Origin of the sequence: Hymenobacter telluris, from assembly GCF_017313265.1 — a bacterium.
Lineage (GTDB): Bacteria > Bacteroidota > Bacteroidia > Cytophagales > Hymenobacteraceae > Hymenobacter > Hymenobacter telluris.
The window spans coordinates 281,036-295,753 of the sequence record NZ_JAFLQZ010000005.1 but is presented as its reverse complement, the minus strand read 5'-3'; the positions used below and the strand labels follow the sequence as shown (position 1 = coordinate 295,753).

Sequence of the window (14,718 nt, the reverse complement as noted above, 5' to 3'; positions counted from 1 at the left end):
CACTTCGCGTCTCGGCGTTGCTGATGTTGTTTACCTGAATGGACCAAACGGCGCGGACGCCGAGACGCGAAGGGTCGCGTCTCTACACCGTTGAATATATACAACGTCAGCACGCCAGATGCTTCGGTTTCGTTGCACTGCGCTCAGCATGACCGTTAAAAACGAAACCCACATTATGCCTCCCTCCACTGACGACCAACAACGCGACCAATCTGCCGAGCGGTTTCTGCGGCTGGTGCAGGAGCGGCGGCGCGGGCGGCTGAAAATATACATCGGGCTGGCGGCGGGCGTGGGCAAAACCTACCGCATGCTGCAAGAAGCCCACGACTTGCTCCAGCACGGCGTAGATGTGGTGTTGGGGTACGTCGTGACGCACGGGCGGGCCGGCACCGAGGCGCAGCTGCAAGGCCTGCCGACGCTGCCGCGCAAACAGATTTTCTACAAGGGCCGGATGCTGGAAGAAATGGACGTGCAGGCCATTTTGCAGCGCCGGCCCTCGGTGGTAGTAGTCGATGAGCTGGCCCACACCAACGTGCCGGGCTCCCTCAACGAGAAGCGCTGGCAAGACGTGGAGCAGCTCGTGAAGGCCGGTATTTCGGTGATTTCGGCCGTCAACGTGCAGCACCTGGAAAGCCTGCACGACCAGGTGCAGAAAATAACCGGCACCGACGTGCAGGAGCGGGTGCCCGACCAAGTGCTGAAGCTGGCCGATGAGGTGGTGAACGTGGACCTCACCGTAGGGGAATTGCGCACCCGCTTGGAGGAAGGCAAAATCTACGACCCGCAAAAGGTGCCCTCGGCCCTGAAGAACTTCTTCCAGCCCGAAAACCTGTTGCAATTACGCGAGTTAGCCCTGCGGGAAGTAGCCAACCAACTCGGCCGCCAGATTGAAACCGATGCGGGCGGTGCCTCTGCCGTAGCGCCCCAGCGCCGCAACGCCGACCGGCTGCTGGCCTGCATCAATACCAACGCACGGGCCGCCAAGGAAATCATCCGCAAAACCTCCCGCCTCGCCGACCGCCTCGGCGGGGCCAAGTGGTACGTGCTCTACGTGCAAACCCCCGCCGAATCGGCTGATAGGATAGGGCTGGCGGCCCAGCGCCACCTCATCAATAACTTGCAGCTGGCTACCGAGTTAGGCGGCCAGATTCTGCGGGTGAAAGCCGACCATGTGGTAACGGAAGTAAGGCGCGTAGCCGCCGAAAAAAACGTTTCGCTGCTAATCTGCGGCGTGACGGGCAGCAAAAACTGGTGGGCCCGCCTTACCCGCCGTGGCGTCACCAACGACCTGATCCGGCAAGTTGCCCGCCACACCCAGGACCTGGATATTTACCTGGTCACGTACTGATGGTGGTTTCTACACCCGAAAAGAACGTGTCATGCTCATCTGGCGTCCGCGCAGCCGAAGCATCTCGCGCGCTGACGTTGCCAAACCAATCGTCATGCTGAGCTGGTCGAAGCATCTCTACCGCTTCGTTGGGTATCAATCGGCAGCCAGCACGCGAGATGCTTCGACCAGCTCAGCATGACACGTTCTTGTATCTAAGCCCCTAATTCAACTCATGACCCTGAAAACCAAAATCACGCTGGCTTTTGCAACCATGCTGTTGCTGCTGATGGGAGTGAGTGCCTTCATGCTCTACTCGCTGAACCAGCTGGACCGCACCGCCCGCAACGTGCTCAAAGACAACCTGTACTCAGTGGAGCTGGGCCAGCAGATGCTGAGCGCCCTGGACCAGATGGCGTATGGCGCGAACGTAAGAGCCCCGCAGGCCCAACCGCTTTTCGAGAAACTGTTGGCGCGGGAGGCTGGCAACGTAACGGAGCCCGGCGAGCAGCAGGCGGTAGATAATCTGTTTCAGGATGTAGGGAATTTCAATCAGCTACTAGCTTCCGATACCACCTCGGCCCAGCTTTGGAACCAGGCCGTTGGGCGCTTGCGGCGCGATACCTACGCCATGATGAACCTGAACACGCAGGCTCTCACACGCAAAAACGAAGCCGCCAACCGCACCGCCCTGCGGCAGCGGCGCTACGTGCTGGCGTTGCTCACCTTCGCCGTCCTGACCTCGCTGTTGTTTGTGCTGAGTGTGCCCGAAGCGGCCGTGGTGCCCCTGCGCCGGCTCTCCGCCAGCATCGACCACGCCGCCAACCAGGATTTTACGGCCTCGATTCCGGTGGAAGGGCACGACGAACTGGCCACCGTGGGCCGGAGCTTCAACCGGATGCTGGTGCAGCTGCAAAGCTACCGCACTTCCACGCTGGCCGAACTCATGGCCGAGCGCAACCGGGTAGCCAGCATCGTCAATACCCTTGATGAGGGCCTGTTACTGGTCGACCAGAACCGGCGCCTCATTGTGGTCAATCCGGTGGCCAGCGCCTTACTGGCGGTGCCGGCTGCCCAGCTGCTCGGCCGGCGGGTAGACGAGGTAGCCAACGAAAACGACTTGTTTCGGGAGATGCTGCGCCACCTGGATGTGCCGCCGCCCAAGCGCGAGCAGGAAACGCCCTTGCTTACCATCGCGCAGCAAGGCGAAGAAGCGTACTACCGCCTGAGCGTGCACGATGTAGTGGGGTTCAACCAAGCCCTCGACAAAAACGAATTTGTTGGCTCCATTCTGACCTTGCGCAACATCTCGGAGTTCAAGAAGCTAGACCAAGCCAAATCCAACTTCCTGGCCACCGTGTCGCACGAGCTGAAAACGCCGCTTTCCAGCATCAACTTCAGCTTGAAGCTGTTGCAAAACGGCAAAGTCGGCCCGCTCAACCCCGAGCAGCAGAACATTGTGCTGACCCTCAAGCAGGAAAACCAGCGCCTGCTGAAACTGGTAGGCGAGTTAATCGACGTATCGCGCCTGGAGTCCGGCAACATCCAGCTCAACTTCCAGCCTAGCCACGTGCACGACATCGTGCAGTTCGCCGCCGATACCATTCAGCTCCAGCTCAAGCCCAAGCAACTCCGCCTCGCCCTGGAAGTACCCGGCAACCTGCCGCCCGTCCGCGCCGACATCGAAAAAACCACCTGGGTGCTGCTCAACCTGCTAGCCAACGCCATCCGCTATTCGCCCGAGCAGGAGCAAATCCGCATTGCCGCCACCCTCGCTCCTGATGGTCAGCAGGTGCAGGTGAGCGTGCAAGACAACGGCCCCGGCATCGCGCCGCAGTACCAGGAAAAAATCTTCCAGCGCTTCGTCCAGATTCCTGATAAGAACGGCTACAAAGGCGGTTCGGGCCTGGGCCTCAGCATTGCCCGCGAGTTCATTGCCAGCCAAGGCGGCCAACTCTGGGTAAGCAGTGAACTAGGCGCCGGCAGTACGTTCGTTTTCACGCTGCCCGTGGCCGGTAAAGCGGATGCTTAAGCAAAAAAGCTGTCATAGGCTCAGCCGAAGCATATCATACATTGTATGCCTGCCGGTGTAGAGACGCGACACTTCGCGTCTCCTCGTCCGCGCCGTTTGGTCCGTCCAGGTAGACAACATCAGCAACGCCGAGACGCGAAGTGTCGCGTCTCTACACCGTTCAACCTCAGCATGACGACCTTAGTAAGTTGGGGCCCTCAGGGCTTGGTGACGGTGATGTTCTTGAAGGTGGCGGTGCTGTTGTCGACGAAGATGCCCCAGGAGGTGCCGGCGGCGCGGTAGATGCGGGAGCTGAGCGCCACCTCGTTGTTGAGGTACACCACTACCATCGAGTTTTCGAACACGATATCCACGTTGTACTCGGTGTTGGGCGCGAGCGGGAACGGTGCGTCGTTGGTGGCAACAGTGGTAGTGGTGAGGGCCGAGCGGCGCGTTTTGTCCAGGCTGAACCGTTGCTGGCCAGGCACGAAACGCAGGCTGTACACGTCGTCGTACCCGTCGCAGGCGCCCAGGAAGAAGCCGAAATCCTTGTTGGCGCTGCTGTACGACACGGTGGCGTGCAACTTGTAGCGCACCGGAGCTACGGGGTTGAATAGCACGTTGGCCACGTCCTGGTTGGCGGGGCTGCTGAGCGTGTACGAGTGCGTGTTCGGGATGCTATTCGTGACGTTGCCCCACTGGCTGTCCTTGGTAAGCGGCTCGGGTTGGGCTTCCAGGTGGTTTTTGAGGGTGTGCGGGATGGTTACGGCCAGGTCCTTGTTGGCTTTCTGGTAGAGCTTGTGAGCCACCAGGTTGCCGCCCCACTGCCAGTTGCCGCCATCGGTGCTGCCGCCCAGGCGGTTGGTCCACCCGAATAGGTACCGGTCGTAGTTGTCGGCGGCGGTTTTGGCGGCGTAGATGCCGTTACCCTCGAAACGGTCGGGGCCGGTGGGCAGGCTCCAGGGGCCAGTGGCGCTGGGGCCCTTGCGGTAATACACGTGCTTGGTGTCGATGTCGGAAAACAGCAGGTAATACGTGTCGCCGAGCTTGAAAACCTCGGGCGTTTCCAGCATGAAGTAGTTGGTGGCCCCGCCGTCGTAGAGGATGCCAGCGTAGGTCCAGCTTTTCAAGTTGGGCGAGGTGTAGCGGGCAATGATGCCGCGCCAGGTGCCGTTCACGTTCTTGCGCGCCGAAACCAGCATGTGGTAGCTGTTGCTGGCATCATCCCGAAACACGAATGGGTCCCGGAAGTTGTCCTGCTCATCGAAGCCCTGCCCGGTGGGCGCGTAAATGGTGGTAAAGCTCGGGTCCTTCACAAATTTCTGCCCCAACCCCCGCGAAGTAGCCAGCATCACCCCCTCCTTGCGGCTCACGCACGCCGACGGATAGTTGGGATTGTGGCCGGTGTAGAACGCATAATACGTGCTGCCCTTCTTGGTGATGCTGCCCGTGCCCAGCGCGTAATCCTGCTCGCAGCCCTGGGTGCTACAGCTCAGCGCCTCGCCCACCGGCAGCCCGGCGTAGCTCACGAAGTTGCTGGTGCTCAGGCCCCACCACGGATGCCGCTGGTGCGTGGCGTCGTTCCAGATGTCTTTGAGGTAGTACACCTTGAAAGCATTAGCCGCCGAATCGAAGTAGGGCATCACGTCGCCGATGGGGGCTAGCTGGTCGCCGAGCGGGTAGAGCTGGTAGTCCGACGATTCGGGGCGCGGGCCGCAGACCAAGGCGCTGCTGGTGGGCGCCGCCGTGGGCGCAGTGGCGGGAACGGCCGTTTCCTTGGCGCAGCTACCCAATAGTAGCGACACGCCGAGGAGCCCGGCCTTTCCCAGCGGGGAAAAGCAGGTGTTCATAGTGGTGGAAATTGGAAGGTTGGAAAAGAAAAAACCCAGACCGTGGGGTCTGGGCTTCCGTGGAAAGGCTATTTCGCTTCCTGACTCAACCTGGTGTACATCAGATTGTCCAGCGTGAGGCCGCTGCTCGATTTCAGCTTGAGCGTGGTGTAGGGCTGCGTGGGGAAGAACAGCTCGGTCATGGTGGTCAGGCCGCCATCGGCAAACACTTCCACCGAAGTGGCGTCGAAGAGTAGCGTGAGGTCGGCGGCGGGGCCAGTGGCCAGGCGCGGGGCGGGGTGGCGGCCGGCAAACTTGTCGCTAAAGGCCATCTGGCCGGCTTTGCTCCGGTCGATGTAGTACTGGTTGGCTTGCTTGTCGTAGCCGATAACCAGCTCCTCGCCTTTGGTGTTGCCGAGCACCAGCGCAAAATCCTGGAGTTGCTTGGTGCTCATCTTCAGCTGAAACTGCTGTCCCAAAGCCGGGATTTTGTCGTTCAGGCTCAACTCTGGCTTCACCGTCAGGTTGCTTAGCGTCTGGCCCGGTTGCGCCAGCTTGGCTAGCTCCTTCACCGGCGTCGAGGTCAGGTAGATTTCCGGGCCGACTTGCTTGAGGGTTAGGTCGCGCGGGGCGGTGGTGGCGTTGCGCCAGGGCGAGGTGGGCACCTGGTTGGCGTACTCCCAGTTGCTCATCCAGCCGAGAAAGATTTTGCGGGCCCCGGTGCCGGCCCAGGTTACGCCGGCGTAGTTATCCTTGCCCCAGTCTACCCATTTCTGCGTGGTGGTAGCGGGGGTGAACGTTTTGCCATCGAACTGCCCCACAAAATACTGCGTGGCCGAGCCACCGTTGGGCCCGCCGGGGTTGATGCTCACCAGCAACACCCAGTGGGTTTTGCCGTTCAGCGTCATCGGAAACAAATCAGGACACTCCCACACGCCGCCGTGAGCCCCCAGCTTCTCGCCAAACTCACTCAGCTTGGTCCAGTCCTTCAGGTTAGCCGACGAGTAGAACGTAATCCGGTCTTTGGTGGCCAAGGTCATCACCCATTTCTTGGCTACCTCGTTCCAGCTCACTTTCGGGTCGCGGAAGTCCTGAATGCCGGGGTTGGGCAGCACCGGATTGCCATCGTATTTCTTCCAGGTTTTGCCTTCATCAAGGCTGTAGGCCAGGCTTTGGTACTGGTGCTTGTTGGTTTTCTTCTTCTCCTCGGGAGAGCTGTGGTGAGTGAAGATGGCCACCATGGCGTTCTGGCCGAAGCCGGCCGTGTTGTCCTTGTCGATAACGGCGCTTCCCGAGAAAATCCAGCCCAGCGAGTCGGGATACAGCGCAATGGGCTGCTCCTGCCACGTTACCAGGTCCTTGCTGGTGGCATGGCCCCAGTGCATCGGGCCCCATTCCATACCGTCGGGGTGGTGCTGGAAGAACAGGTGGTAGGTGCCGTTGAGGTACACCATACCGTTGGGGTCGTTCATCCACATCTTGGCCGGGCTGAAATGATATGCCGGGCGGTACTGCGGCGTGGCGGGCGGCAAAGAATCAGCCGAGGCATTTGCCGTAGTAGCGGGGGCCGTGGTAGCCGTGTCGGTGGTTTTGGCGTCAGGATTGCACGCGGCAAGGCTGGCCGCGGCCAGCGCCAGGAGAAGCGGGTATTTCATAGGGGACGGGGAGTGAGAAATGAATGTCCTGGAATCAGACAGGAAGCTACACTGCCTGCGCAGCCAGCAGTTCCTGCACATCTGTTTCGGTGAAGGCAGGAGTAGCACCCTGGTGGGTGGCGACCAACGCGCCGGTGGCGCAGGCGAAGCGCAGCATGTCGCCGGGTTCCTGGCCAGCCAGCCAGCCCTTTAGCAGCGCCGCCAGAAACGAGTCGCCGCTGCCTATAGTGTCCTTTACTTCCACCGATACGCCGGGGGAGCGGTACAGCTGGCCGTTGGCCCAGAGCAGGGCGCCATCGGCGCCGCAGGTTACGCATACGGCCTGCAAATCGAAGCGGTTGGCGAGCCAGCGCATGGCGGTGGGTCGGTCGGTTTCCTCGCCAAACCACGCCATGATTTCGGCCAGCTCGTGGTGATTCATCTTCACCAGATTGGCTTTTTCGAGCAGGTATTTCACCACTTCCTTGTGGTAGTGCGGCGGGCGCATGTTCACGTCGAACACCTTGAACCTGGCGTGTTCCAGCAGGCGGTACAGCGTTTCGCGGGTGCCGGCCTGGCGGGCGGCGAGGCTGCCGAACACAAACACCTCGGCCTGCTCTACCAGGGTTTCCAGCTCCGTTTCGTACTGAATGTAGTCCCAGGCTACGGGCTGCACAATCTTGTACGTTACCTCGTTGGCGTCGTCTACGTTGGCTTTTACCACGCCGGTGAGGTGGGTTTTGCCGAGCTGCACGTAGTCGGTGCGCAGGCCTTTGGACGCTACAAAATCGAGGAGTTCCGAGCCCAGGTCGTCGTCGCCGACGCGGCTGATCAGGTCTACGGACTGGCCGAGCTGGTGCAGGTGGACGGCTACGTTGAAGGGCGCGCCGCCGGGCTGCTTGCCGGTTGGCAGCACGTCCCACAGAATTTCGCCGAAGCAGGCTATTGGCATAGTGGTGAGATGGTGAAGTGGTGAAATGGTGAGTTTGGGAAGGGGGTAGCGGGCCGAAGTTGGGTCTAGGGCGCAAAACGCGCCGCCAGAACGTCAACTCACAAGTTCACCACTTCACCATCTCACCTTTAATGGATAACGAGCGTTTTTTCCAGCTGTTCGAGGCTGGTGCCTTTGGTTTCGGGCATCATGCGCCACACGAAGAGCAGTTGGAGCACCATCATGCCGCAGAAGAAGGCGAAGGTGTGGCCGCCGCCTAGCTTCTCGGCCAGAGGCGGGAAGGCGAAGGCAATAATGGCGGCCATTACCCAGTGCGTGCTGGAACCCAGCGCCTGCCCTTTGGCCCGCACCGTGTTAGGGAAGATTTCCGAGATGAACACCCAGATAACCGCGCCCTGCGAGAAGGCGAAAAACGCTATGTACACGAACAGCAGCACCGGTACCAGCATGCCGTTCAAGGCGCTGAAGCTCTGGGTGTAAAACGCCCACGACACCAGGCCCAGCGTGGCAATCAGTCCAAACGAGCCAATCAGCATCAGCTTGCGGCGCCCGAACTGGTCGATGACCTGCCGGGCCAGCAGCGTGAAGGCGAAGTTCACCAGCCCAATGCCCGCCGACGACAGCAAGGCCGCTCCCTGGCCTAAGCCCGTCATTTCGAAAATGCGCGGGGCGAAATAGATGATGGCGTTGATGCCCGACACCTGGTTGAAGACGGCAAACAGCACGGCCAGGATAACCGGGGTGCGGTACTGGGGCGCAAACAACGATTTGCCGCCTACCATGGCGTCGTCAGAAGCGTTGGAGGTCAATACGTTGGCTACTTCCTGGTCGGCGGTGGCGGGGTTGATTTGCTGGAACACCTGGCGGCCTTCCTCTACGCGGCCTTGGCCCAGCAGCCAGCGGGGACTTTCGGGCACCCGGAACAGCAGCAGGAAAAACGCCGCGGCCGGCACGGCCTGCACGCCTAGCATCCAGCGCCAGTCGTTTTCGCCCACGCCGGTGAGCAGGTAGTTGGAGAGGTAGGCGGCCAGAATGCCGAACACGATGTTGAACTGAAACATAGCCACCATCTGCCCCCGCTTCTCGGCCGGCGACACCTCGGAAATGTAAAGCGGCGCCGTCACCGACGAAGCTCCCACGCCCAGCCCGCCCAAAAACCGGAACACCATAAACGCCACCCAGCTAGACGTAACAGCCGCGCCCAGCGCCGACACAAAGTACAGCACCGCAATCCAAATCAAGGTCTGGCGGCGCCCCAACTTATCGGACGGAATGCCACCGAAGATGGCCCCGAACACGGTACCAATCAACGCAATGGCAATGGTAAAACCGTGTTCCACCGAACTCAGCCCCCAAAGCTGCTGGATGGCTTTTTCGGCCCCGGAAATAACGGCGGTGTCGAAGCCGAACAAGAAGCCGCCCAGCGCCACCACCAGGGACCAAAAGAATACGTTGTTTTTCATGGGAATTTGAATGTATGGTAGCGCCAAAGGCTAGTGTTAGCTCCCCTCCTTTTTTCAAGGAGGGGTGGCCGCAGGCCGGGGTGGTAAACTCGTTGAACAGTTGCTAACTCTAATCTTTAGCTCTAGCTAACCACCCCGCCCTTCGGGCACCCCTCCTTGAAAAAAGGAGGGGAGTTAGAACCTTAGTTCCAGCCGGGGTTCTGTTGGTACAGGCCTTTGCTGAAGTTGATTTGGTTGAGCGGAATCGGCAGGTACTCGTCGCGGCCCTGGGTGAAGCGGGCGGTTTGCAGGTACTGGCGCTTGGTTTTCTCTACGTTAAAGTACGTATTCAGCGTGGTGGCCGCAATGCCCCAGCGGGTTAGGTCGAAGAAGCGGTAGCCTTCCAGGGCAAACTCCATCCGTCGCTCGTAGCGCAGGGCCTCGCGGGCGTAGGCCTGGGTCCAGCCGGTGCTGGGGTACTGGCCGATGCGGTAGTTGGAGGTGTTGCCGCCGGCCGCGTTTTTCAGGCGGGCGGTGCTGGCGCCGGCGCGCTGCCGGATCTGGTTGATGATGGGCAGCGCCTCGGCCTGGCGGCCCAGCTCAATCAGGGCTTCGGCTTTCCAGAGCAGCACGTCGGCGTAGCGGATGATGGTCCAGTTCTTCGAGGAGGTCATGAACGGCGGCGTCTTCTGGAAGCTCGGGTCGGAAGGCAACACCGTCTCCTTCATCGACATATACACGCCGTAGGTGTTCTGGTCGCGCAGCCACGAGGTGGCAAACACAAACGTGGGCAGGTACTTGTAGGGGTGGCTCGGAATAGCCACCGTGTGGTCGAGGCGCGGGTCCACGGTGTTGGCCTGGAAGTCGGCCGGCGTCACCAGGTCCGAGTTGTTGAAGGTGGTGAACAGCGGTAAGCCCTGGGCGTCGGTTTTGTAGGCATTCACCAGATTCTGGCTAGGCTGGTGGAACCCGCAGCAGCCGTAGTCGGGGTTCATGGGGTAGTTCAGGCAGTTGCCCCGGTCGGTGCGGCCCTTGGGCGTGCCGTCGTTGCGCGAAAACTGGATGGCAAACACCGATTCCGTGCCGTTGTCACCCACGGTCAGGAAGTTGGTGGCGTAGTCGGGGTGCAGGGAGTATTTGCCGGAGGCGGCAATCTGGTTGGTCAGCGTCACCACTTCGTTCAGCTTGCTTTGGTCGATGCTCGTTACGGCGTGGTTGTCGCTCTGCACGTAGGCTTGGTAGAGCAGCGTTTTGGCCAGGTAGGCCTGCGCCGCCGACTTATTGGCCCGCCCGATTTCCGGCTGGGTATCCGGCAGGTTGGCCACCGCAAAGCGGAAGTCATCGGCAATCTTGGTCCACAGCTCGTCGTTGCTCAAGGCTACGTTCGAGATGGTGCCGTACTGGTCGGTCGGGATGGTCTGGTCGATGTAGGGCACCCGCTTGAATAACTCCTTGAGCATGAAGTAGAAGTGCCCACGCAGGAAGCGCACCTCGCCCTGGCGCACCGCCTTGGTGGGCATAGCGGCGGCGTCTATGGCATCGAGGCGGCGCAACGCATCGTTGCAGCGCGACACCCCGATGTAAATCAGGAACCACAGCTCGTCGGTGTTGCCCACGTCCACGCGGTTGAAGCTGAAGGTTTCGTAAAAGTGGAAGGCGTCCACGTCGGCGGTGCCGTTGCCGCCCTTGTAGGCGTCGCCGGCGCGCACGTTGCCGTAGGGCCACATGCTGGTGTAGGGGGCGCGGTACACGTCGTTGCCCAGCTGCGAGTAAGCCGCAATAACCTGCTTTTCAATGTTGCCTGGGGTGTTCAGCTGCTCGTCGCTCAGGGCGCCAATCGGCTGCACATCCAGGAATTTCTCATCGTTGCACCCAGAGGCAAAAGTCAGCAGCGACAAGGCAAGTATGGTAGGTTTAAAGAATTTCATGGAGTTTCGTGCTTAGTTGTTTGTGCTTAGTGCTTGGTTTTCTAGTGCTGATTTTCGTGTTTGAAGCATCGTTCGTTGAACGGGCTAAGCACTAATAACCAGGCACTAAGCACTAAAAAGAAACGTTGAGGCCGGTGGAGAAAATGCGGGGCACCGGGTACTGGTAGTTGGTTACTTCGGGGTCGGCGCCGGTGTACTCCTTGCTTTTCACCGTGAACAGGTTCTGACCCTGCACGTAGATCCGGACGCCCTGCACTTTCACCTTGCTGAACAGGCTGTTCGGCAGCGAGTAGCCGAGCTGGAAGTTGCGCAGCTTCATGTAAGAAGCGTTTTCAATGAAGTAGGTGGAAGCCCGGCCTTCGTTGTTGGTGTTGATAAGCGTGGCGGCCGGAATGGTGGAGCTGGTGTTGGTTGGTGTCCAGGCGTCAAGCAGCCGCTCCCCCCAGTTTTCGCCGGAAGCCAACGACGAGAAGTCGGTCCGGAATTTGGCGTTGTTGTAGGCGTAGAGGCCCTGTACGCCCTGGAAGAAAATCTGCACGTCGAAGCCCTTGAAGCCGGCACCCAGGTTGAGGCCGTAGTTGAAATCGGGCACGCCTTCCGTAATCCAGGTCTGGTCGAAGTTGTCCACGCGGCCGTCGCCGTTCAGGTCCTTGTAGCGCAGGCGGCCGGGCGCAGCGCCAATCTGCGTGGCGTGGCCGGTTACCTCACCTTCGTTCTGGAAAATACCGTCGGCCACGTAGCCGTACACCGCGTTGATGGAGTGGCCCAGGCGCGTGACGTCCTGGCCGTTGCCGCCGTAGGCGTTTATCACCTCGTCGGGCAGGTAGGTCAGCTTGTTGCGGTACGTCGAGAGGTTGCCTGAAATGCTGTAGGTCAGGCCGTTAGACAGCTCGTTCTGGTAGCCGAGCACGAACTCCCAGCCTTTGTTCTGGATGGAGGCGCCGTTCACATACTGGTCGCCGCCTTCGCCCACCACGGCCAGGTAGGGCAGGTTCACCAGAATGTCCTTGCTGTTCTTCACGAAGTAGTCGACCGAGCCTGAGAGCTTGTTTTGCGCCAGCCCGAAGTCCACGCCCACGTTGGTTTGGGTGGTGGTTTCCCACTTCAAAGCCGGGTTGGCGCGCTGGAAGCGGCGGTAGCCCGAAGGCAGGTTGATGTCGTTGCCGTAGATGTCGTAGGCAGTACCCCGGTCGTACTCGAAGTTCGGGTCGATGGTGCCCAGCAGCGACTGGTACAGGCCGCGCGAGGCGAAGTTGGCAATGTCCTGGTTGCCGGTCTGGCCCCAGCCGGCGCGCAGCTTCAAGTCGGTGAAAATCGGCGTGTTGTCTTTCACAAACGCCTCCTCACTCAAGCGCCAGCCGCCCGATACGGCCGGAAACACCCCGAACTTGTTGTCCTGCCCAAACCGCGACGACCCATCGCGCCGCAGCGTACCCGAGAGCAAATACCGGTCGGCGAACGAGTAGTTGACTTTGGCGAACGTGGACGCCAGCCGGTAGGCCGTGGCGCCGCCGCCGTTGTCTTTGTTGGCCGCCCCCGCATCGAGGTAGGCGTAGGTCAGGTCTTCGCTGGCGAAGTTGGTGCGCGAGGCGTACGAGCTTTCGTCGTAGTAGCTGATGCGCTCGGCCCCGGCCAGCACGCCAAGCTGGTGCTTGCCACCCAGCAGAATGTCGTAGTTTATCGTGTTCTGCCACACCCAGTTACCCCAGAACCGGTCGTTCACCGTTACGCGGTTGTTCTGCTCGGACAGGAAGCCGGCCTGGTAGGTTTTGTAGATCTGGCGGAACTTGTAGATGCTGTAGTCGATGCCGAAGCTGCTGCGCACGTGCAGGCCCTTCAGGATTTCGGCGTCGGCGAAAAAGTTGCCGAACGCCCGGCCCGTATTCGAGCGGTTCTGCTTGTTGTCGGTGAGCAGGCGCAGCGGGTTGTCCCGGTCGCTCATGCCCGCCACCGGGCCGCCCCAGCCCACACCATCCACGGTGCGCACCGGCACAATAGAGGGCAGCTGCGTAGTCCGGTCGCGCACCAGGTTCAAATCGAACTCGGCCCGCTGCGACTTCACCACCGTTAGGTTTTCCCCGATTTTCAGGCGGCCGTTCAAGAAGTTGTAGTCGGTGTTGAGGCGAGCTGTGTACCGATCAAAGCCCGAGTATTTCAGGGTGCCGGAGTTGTCGTAGTAGTTCACCGAGAACAAGGCGCTGCCCCGCTCGCCGCCGCTGCTCACGCTCAGGTTGTAGCTCTGAATGAGGGCGTTCTGCTGGGTTTCCTTGAACCAGTCGGTATCGGCGGCACGCTGGGTGCGGTTGGCGTCAATGAACTCCGGCACGGTCACGCCGTTCAGTACCGGGCGGCCGTTGGCGCCGATGCTGGTTTGGAAGTTGTAGTAGGGCAAGCTGGGCGTGGTGCCGTCGTTGATGGCGGCCTGGCCGTACACCCGGCCGTAGTCTAGGGTGTTGAGTAGCTTGATGTGCGGGCCCGGCGTTTGGAGCGTGAAGAAGGTCGAGAAGTCCACCTTGGTAGCGCCCAACTTGCCGCGCTTGGTGGTGATGATAATCACGCCGTTGGAAGCACGCGAACCGTAGATGCTGGCCGCCGAGGCATCCTTGAGCACCTGGATGCTCTCGATGTCGTTCTGGTTGATCTGGTTGATGCCTTCCCGGGTCGGAATACCGTCGATGACGTAGAGCGGGTCGTTGTTGCCGAGCGTGCCAATGCCGCGGATGCGCACTGTGGCCGAACTGCCTGGTGCCCCGTCGGAGTTGATTTGCACGCCGGCCACCCGGCCTTGCAGGTTGCGGGTCACGTCGTTGGAGGCCATGTCCCGGATTTCCTCGGTTTTCACCACCGCCACCGCGCCGGTCAGGTCGGCTTTGCGCTGGGTTTGGTAGCCGGTCACCACCACTTCATCCAGCGCCGCCGCGTCGGTAACCAACGCAATGGTGAAGGTGGTTTGGCCAGTTACAGGTACCTCTTGGGGTTTGTAGCCGATGTAGGAAACGAGCAGCGTTGCGCCTTCGGGGACGGTGAGTTTGAAGTCACCATCGGGGCCAGTGCTGGTGCCAATGGTCGTGCCTTTCACCACCACCGTCACGCCCGGCAGCGCGCCGCCTTTGTCGTCGGTTACGCGGCCACTGATGGTCACGTCGGCCAGCGTGCCGGCCTCGGCAGCGGCGGTAAGTGCGGCAGCTTGGGCGGGGGTGGCAACGGCCAGCGGCAGGGCGGAAAGCAACGTCAGCCCGACGGCTTGCCGCAGCAAGGGTACAGTATGTTTCATGGGAATTGAGTGGATAAGAAAGACTGTGGAAAGTGGGGTTCGGCAGGCAGCCGCGGCTACCGTACAGCACCGTCGCGCCGCCCGCTGCCTGGCCCGTGTAAGGGCGAGAGCAACGAGCGGCGCGGCGACGAACTAAGGAGCGGGAGTTGTTTTCATGGCTAAATCGATACCCAAAGGTCACGGGAAATCCAGCCTACGTCTTGCTTTAATCACTCAAAGTCTTTCAATATTTACACATGATTTAATTGAAGTGTAACACGTTGATATAGAATAGTATAAACGAAAAAAGCGTCGCCTATTTCAGGCGACGCTTTCGATAAT

The 14,718-nt window shown here is 60.5% G+C and carries 8 protein-coding genes; 2 read left to right on the top strand and 6 right to left on the bottom strand.

Annotated elements, in window-relative coordinates:
- Window positions 1-175 precede the first annotated feature (175 nt).
- Together J0X19_RS10885 and J0X19_RS10880 are read left to right on the top strand one after the other, a co-directional pair.
- Window positions 176-1,348 (top strand): sensor protein KdpD, encoded by a 1,173-nt coding sequence (locus tag J0X19_RS10885; RefSeq protein WP_206984382.1) that lies wholly within the window; start codon window positions 176-178, stop codon window positions 1,346-1,348.
- Between the two features lie 214 nt (window positions 1,349-1,562).
- On the top strand, window positions 1,563-3,359 hold the full coding sequence (locus J0X19_RS10880) for a HAMP domain-containing sensor histidine kinase (protein WP_206984381.1): 1,797 nt from the start codon (window positions 1,563-1,565) through the stop codon (window positions 3,357-3,359).
- Window positions 3,360-3,556: 197 nt separating this feature from the next.
- Here the strand turns inward: J0X19_RS10880 and J0X19_RS10875 are convergent, their stop codons facing one another.
- From J0X19_RS10875 to J0X19_RS10850, 6 genes are all read right to left on the bottom strand, one after another.
- Window positions 3,557-5,188: a glycoside hydrolase family 32 protein gene (locus J0X19_RS10875; RefSeq protein ID WP_206984380.1), complete on the bottom strand. Its 1,632-nt coding sequence runs from the start codon at window positions 5,186-5,188 to the stop codon at window positions 3,557-3,559.
- A 68-nt stretch (window positions 5,189-5,256) separates the two neighbouring features.
- Window positions 5,257-6,822 (bottom strand): glycoside hydrolase family 32 protein, encoded by a 1,566-nt coding sequence (locus tag J0X19_RS10870; protein ID WP_206984379.1) that lies wholly within the window; start codon window positions 6,820-6,822, stop codon window positions 5,257-5,259.
- Between the two features lie 46 nt (window positions 6,823-6,868).
- Complete coding sequence (locus J0X19_RS10865) at window positions 6,869-7,753, bottom strand: carbohydrate kinase family protein (protein ID WP_206984378.1); 885 nt, start codon at window positions 7,751-7,753, stop codon at window positions 6,869-6,871.
- 128 nt (window positions 7,754-7,881) lie between these two features.
- Window positions 7,882-9,216 (bottom strand): sugar porter family MFS transporter, encoded by a 1,335-nt coding sequence (locus J0X19_RS10860; RefSeq protein ID WP_206984377.1) that lies wholly within the window; start codon window positions 9,214-9,216, stop codon window positions 7,882-7,884.
- A gap of 182 nt (window positions 9,217-9,398) precedes the next feature.
- Window positions 9,399-11,123, bottom strand: coding sequence for a RagB/SusD family nutrient uptake outer membrane protein (locus tag J0X19_RS10855; protein WP_206984376.1), 1,725 nt, complete (start codon window positions 11,121-11,123; stop codon window positions 9,399-9,401).
- Window positions 11,124-11,235: 112 nt separating this feature from the next.
- Window positions 11,236-14,397, bottom strand: a complete 3,162-nt coding sequence (locus J0X19_RS10850) for a SusC/RagA family TonB-linked outer membrane protein (protein ID WP_206984375.1) — start codon at window positions 14,395-14,397, stop codon at window positions 11,236-11,238.
- Between the last annotated feature and the right edge of the window lie 321 nt (window positions 14,398-14,718).